The sequence below is a fragment of the Desulfofustis glycolicus DSM 9705 genome, assembly GCF_900130015.1.
Classification (GTDB): domain Bacteria; phylum Desulfobacterota; class Desulfobulbia; order Desulfobulbales; family Desulfocapsaceae; genus Desulfofustis; species Desulfofustis glycolicus.
This window is the reverse complement of sequence record NZ_FQXS01000065.1, coordinates 1-4774: the sequence shown is the minus strand read 5'-3', so window position 1 is coordinate 4774 and position 4774 is coordinate 1. Positions and strand designations below refer to the sequence as shown.

Here is a 4774-nt window from a genome sequence, read left to right as displayed (position 1 = left end):
GAACTCTTCTAATCACCTCTCACCGAAGGAGCATCCCAATGAAAGCCGAACAAACTATCCACTTCCTCTCCGAACTACTCGAACTGACCGAATACCTTGGGGCACTCGTCAGAGATCAGTGCCGACTCATGGCCGCCGACCAGGATGGTCATCTGATCGAAGATCCCGAGCAGGAACGGGACGTGCCGTTCTGATCTGATAAACGAACTGCCCATCAGTACTCGGCTTGCCCCTTGGCCGGCGCTTCAGCGACGCCGGCCGGGGGGGCAGCAGCAAAATAATCAGACAACGCTGTCAAAATAATCAGGAAAACGATGTTCATTTATTGTGAGAAGCAACACCGGTAACAGATGATAAATAAGAGAGGACTTACCGCTGTCCTGCGCCCCGGCGAGGACGAGCATCTGTTTAATCAACGGTGGCGATTCAATACCTTCCTTATGGAAGGCGCGAACAATACTGGCTATGAGCGTTTTCTTGAGATAAACGGGGTAAATCGGAGCCGGTACCCCGGAAATGTCCTTGGCAATAATCTCGAACCGGTCAACTCCATCCCACACGGGCAGAGCGTTGAGCCAGTCTTGCCACCAATTGGTGATATTATCATGGGCGACAAGGCGTGTGGCAGTGTCAATCTTGTCCCTTGAAATGTCCTGACCGAAGGTCTCGGCAAAACATTTCTGGAAGTTGGCTGAGATGGCGTCGTCCAGGAGTTGTCCATCGACCGTTATACTGCCGAAGTGTTCATCAAACTGGATCGTGTAATTCCGTCTAAGAAACCCGATGGCCTTCGTAAGGACAGTTTCTTTCCCTGGCTTTGATACCTTTGCCGAGCAGGTTGCCTTGAACTGGCAATCACCGCAGCCGGTAAACCCTTCATATTGCTTTTCCTCGATTTGCTGTCGTTTCTTCTCAAAGTCATAAGGTTTCTCGAACGGCTTTTTCAGACAGCGCGGAGCCAAATCGATAAATCTATCCAACTGCCCCTGCTGGTGGAGCCAAACAGCTAGGTTATGGATTCCGATATCACGCCGACCGACCTCGAAGCCGCTGATCAACCCATGTTGAATGCATGGTGGGGCATCAGCAAGTTCGATACGCTTGCTCTCCGCACAGGCGATGTAACCTGCAACATCCAGTTCGCCTTGGCTATCATAGGCGGTCTGAAAATTGGCGAACGGTGCTATGGTACTGTTGCCGTGCCCTTTGCCAAGTCGATCCTGTTTCGGGAAGACCTCGGTTGTCTCCGGAAGCCCGAGCAACGGCAAACATGACTTCAAATACCGCCTGACGACAGCGGCGGCGGTTGGCTTTTTCAAAAACAAGCTGAGCCGAAACCCACCGGACTTGGTAACGCTGAGAATGAACGGCAAACCAAGCTGTTCTAGCTTACCAGTCAGCTTTGCATGACCGGGAAGCGGCTTACCGTCGCGATGATTAACACCGTCGAAATCGTCAATATCGATTTCTCCTCGAATCACTTCTGATTCCGAGACAAACATTGTAAGACCTACGGCAATTTTCCCCTGGAGATGTTCTTCCAGATCAGAAGCCGTCAGGGTCTTTTTCTCGGTATAAATTGAGTTAGGGTTGCCCGGCTCACGCGACCGGATATGGAAGTTTGGGGGAGAGGGGTTCAGCAGGCTGATAAGCCGGGCTGCCGATCCAAGGGACTGATTTTGTGTTGGTACAGTGATACATTGGTCAGAATGTGATTTCATAGTGCACCCGCAATGAGAGATTTCTCCCTACATTGTCAAGGTCACCATTCTGACCTCGCGCTGGGGACTGGCAATGCACCCTGCGCCCCTTATTGTGATGACTGCTGGAACCCCATCTAGTGACAGGGTTCCATTCCCATTGCCAGGTTGCAGTCGTCACGCACTCACCCTAGGATTTAGCAGGTGAGCAGTAGATTGATCATATCTACTGGGTAACAACTCTGAAGCTAAGGACCTCCTCAGCTTTCCTTCTTAGAATAACACACGAAGCACCACAGCGACAATCCCTTGAGACCCAACATGCCGTGCCGTTGGTAGCCACTGGCACAAAATGTGGTATTGATACCCGAGTAGTCTAGTGCAATATATTCCACATTTAATGCAAAAATATTTTTCGTTATCAATTTGTGGCTGTCCAGGCCAACGGTCATTTGTACAGAGTTTCTTTCTTCTCGGGGAATCTCTCGTCGATCCCATTTGTGGGGTGTTATGGGGTTGTACATGTGGTGGTTGCGCCCAAAATCTAAAAACTTCTCAACCATTACTTTGTAGACGAGAACCACCAGCCCTTTCCAAAGGCCAGGACGGTATCTTGCTTGGCTGTCGTTGCATGCTCATCAAGCGGCAGCTATTTGAATCCGGACTGAATCGGGGGAGGCAAGGAACGGTCACCTCGAAGTTTGGTGACCACTTAAGCATATTGAAATATTGACAAAATAATTATTGGTGTGTTTTCCTAAAAATAAGCAATATTGCTCATAAATCATTAAGAACATGAGGGAAAGTATGAAACCTGAAGACGTTGCTGAAGAAGCGAAGGAGATCAAGCCAGTAGATATCTGTCAGTGGACTGCTGAGCGATTGGTGAAATTACCAAAGGACAAGGCCTTGTCACCCAACCTTCTGGGTATATATAAAGGCCATTGGTCGATAAATAGTATCACTAAGTGGTTAGAGGAACGTTACAAGAATACCAATAACCCAGGATCGGTCAAAATGTCCTGCTGCAACTTGCTTAGAGCCTCAATCAAACGGGCAAGTGAGGTGTAATCATGGGAGTAACGGTAAGAGCAAAATCGTTAGAGAGACCACATGAATATTGGATTTTTGTTACTCATGCCAAGAGGCGACGAAGTATCAAGGTTGGTCCGAAGAAAGAGGCTGAAAAATTAGCCGATGTAATCCGTGGGCAGATTGCTGCCGGTAAAGTAGGATTGGTGTTCGCTAAAAAGACAACAGCACCAATTTTCGAGAAGGTATGTAAGAAATGGCTCGAAAATGAAATGCCCGCCAAATGTCGTATCTCAACTCAAGTATCGTATAGGAGTATTTATCGAAAGCACTTGAAAAACGTTCCATTTAGGAACAAGCCATTGGATGAGATAACGCGTGGAGAGATAAAAGATTATCTCTATTTGCTTCTCAAATCGATGGCTGCAAGTTCCGTTGCCCACATCAGGAATGCGATCAGCGGTATTTTTTCAGTCGGAATTGATCATAAATGGTGTGAAAATAATCCTGCACGGGGTATTTCTGTCAGGAAGCCTGGCAAGAAAATGCCCACGCCGTGGGGTCAAGATGAAGTAAATCAATTGTTGGACACCATAATAAGACATAAGCATTATGCGTTGGTTGCCACATTGCTTATGACCGGGGCTAGAATTGGTGAGGTAGTCGGAATGCGGGTCGAGGACCTCGATTTCGTTAAGCGTGAGTGGCATCTACAGCGCTCATATAGCTTTGGGAGGATGGGACCGCCGAAAAATGGCCTCAGTCGAATGGTTGACCTGTCTAATAATTTAATGGAGATTCTGAGGCAACATATTGGAGAACGGACAGAGGGGTGGGTATTTAAGAATCAGGCAGGAAATCCAATCCGGCCTGATAACTTTAGAAATCGGCATTGGTACCAGCTGCAGGAGAGAGCAGGGGTGAGAAAACTCCATATCCACAGTTGCAGGGCTTCATACTGTAGTCGAGCAGCAGCGGCGGGCATCTCTCTATTCTACATCGCCAAGCAGGTCGGGCATTCGGATCTGGACTTGCTGGCAAAAAGATATGGCTTCCTTCTTCCTTCTAATGGAAGCAAACCTATTGACAAATTGGATAAGTTTTAAGAGCTTGATTAATAATTCAGTGCTTAATCAGTAAGACAGTATTATGGATTTTTTTGTATATATTACAGGGAACAGGCATATGACTTTTAAATAGTTATTATGTGGTGCTTTCTGGGGAAGGGGAAATGGAGAAATCTGAAAAGGTTGATATTCGTGATGCCCTGAAAACAAGGAGGCAGTGTCCTAAGTGCAATCATATAAGGGGAGAGAAGGAGCTTGCGGCGGATTATGAATGTCCGAAATGTGGGATAATTTATGACAAATTTGTAGAACCTATACTTGAGCCAGAATTAGAAATCGATCCGGAAACTATAGAAGGCAATGATCTTGCACAAGAAGATCGACAACGAAATGACTCTAACGAAGAAGAAAGTGAATCAGAAGATTGTGGTGGTGACGGTAGTGTCGAGATTGAAGATGATTGGATATTTGATGAAGACTCACTAAATGAAATTAGACCGAGACCTTGGCGAAGGTTCTTCGCGAGATATCTAGATACAGTTGTGATTGGCTTTAGTCTTTCTTACTTATTAATTACTGCTGCTCTACTGCTCTCAGTAAATGTTCACCCTGATTTCACTAAGCGTTTGGTAAATATCACTAGTGTCCGATTGTTAATCGAATAAATTCAGTTGCTTATTGGGGCACCTGGTCTCTTGATTGTAATCTCTTTCAGTAACTAATTGATAAAACGGTACTTTCTCGAAAACGTTGACGCTCAAAATCTGTAAAATTGTGTAGAGACTTTCTTGCAAGTCGAACTGCTTTTTCATGATAGCGACCAGCACGTATACTGAGACCGCAATCCAGATTTGTGATTTTACTGCGTTCTCCGATGTACCGAAAAAGCTCTTTATTCTGAGGTGTTGCTTGATCCATTTGAAAAACAGTTCGATTTGCCAGCGACTGCGATAGAGCTGCGCTATCGTCAACGCC

The 4774-nt window shown here is 46.3% G+C and carries 6 protein-coding genes; 4 read left to right on the top strand and 2 right to left on the bottom strand.

What is annotated here, in order from left to right:
• Positions 1-38: 38 nt before the first annotated feature.
• On the top strand, positions 39-194 hold the full coding sequence (locus tag BUC26_RS23515) for a hypothetical protein (protein ID WP_153307098.1): 156 nt from the start codon (positions 39-41) through the stop codon (positions 192-194).
• An 87-nt stretch (positions 195-281) separates the two neighbouring features.
• Here BUC26_RS23515 and BUC26_RS22175 read toward each other — a convergent pair whose 3' ends face one another.
• Positions 282-1721, bottom strand: coding sequence for a VapE domain-containing protein (locus BUC26_RS22175; protein WP_073379569.1), 1440 nt, complete (start codon positions 1719-1721; stop codon positions 282-284).
• Positions 1722-2507: 786 nt separating this feature from the next.
• Here BUC26_RS22175 and BUC26_RS22170 point away from each other — a divergent pair.
• The 3 genes from BUC26_RS22170 to BUC26_RS23300 all read left to right on the top strand — a co-directional run bounded on the left by BUC26_RS22170 (position 2508) and on the right by BUC26_RS23300 (position 4464).
• A complete protein-coding gene (locus BUC26_RS22170; protein ID WP_073379567.1) occupies positions 2508-2771 on the top strand; it encodes a hypothetical protein in 264 nt (87 codons plus the stop codon).
• A gap of 2 nt (positions 2772-2773) precedes the next feature.
• A complete protein-coding gene (locus tag BUC26_RS22165; RefSeq protein ID WP_073379565.1) occupies positions 2774-3838 on the top strand; it encodes a tyrosine-type recombinase/integrase in 1065 nt (354 codons plus the stop codon).
• A 125-nt stretch (positions 3839-3963) separates the two neighbouring features.
• Entirely contained in the window at positions 3964-4464 is a 501-nt protein-coding gene (locus BUC26_RS23300; protein ID WP_143166137.1) for a zinc ribbon domain-containing protein, read from the top strand.
• Here the strand turns inward: BUC26_RS23300 and BUC26_RS22160 are convergent.
• A partial coding sequence (locus tag BUC26_RS22160) for a transposase (RefSeq protein WP_143166136.1) occupies positions 4453-4774 on the bottom strand: 322 nt, incomplete at its 5' end. The two genes, BUC26_RS23300 and BUC26_RS22160, sit on opposite strands and share 12 nt — an antisense overlap.

What these genes read in the sequence shown, in the direction of transcription:
- BUC26_RS22165 (WP_073379565.1), top strand. Translation starts at nt 2,774, where the DNA reads ATGGGAGTAACGGTAAGAGCAAAATCGTTAGAGAGACCACATGAATAT.
- BUC26_RS23300 (WP_143166137.1), top strand. Translation starts at nt 3,964, where the DNA reads ATGGAGAAATCTGAAAAGGTTGATATTCGTGATGCCCTGAAAACAAGG.
- BUC26_RS22170 (WP_073379567.1), top strand. Translation starts at nt 2,508, where the DNA reads ATGAAACCTGAAGACGTTGCTGAAGAAGCGAAGGAGATCAAGCCAGTA.
- BUC26_RS22175 (WP_073379569.1), bottom strand. Translation starts at nt 1,721, where the DNA reads ATGAAATCACATTCTGACCAATGTATCACTGTACCAACACAAAATCAG.
- BUC26_RS23515 (WP_153307098.1), top strand. Translation starts at nt 39, where the DNA reads ATGAAAGCCGAACAAACTATCCACTTCCTCTCCGAACTACTCGAACTG.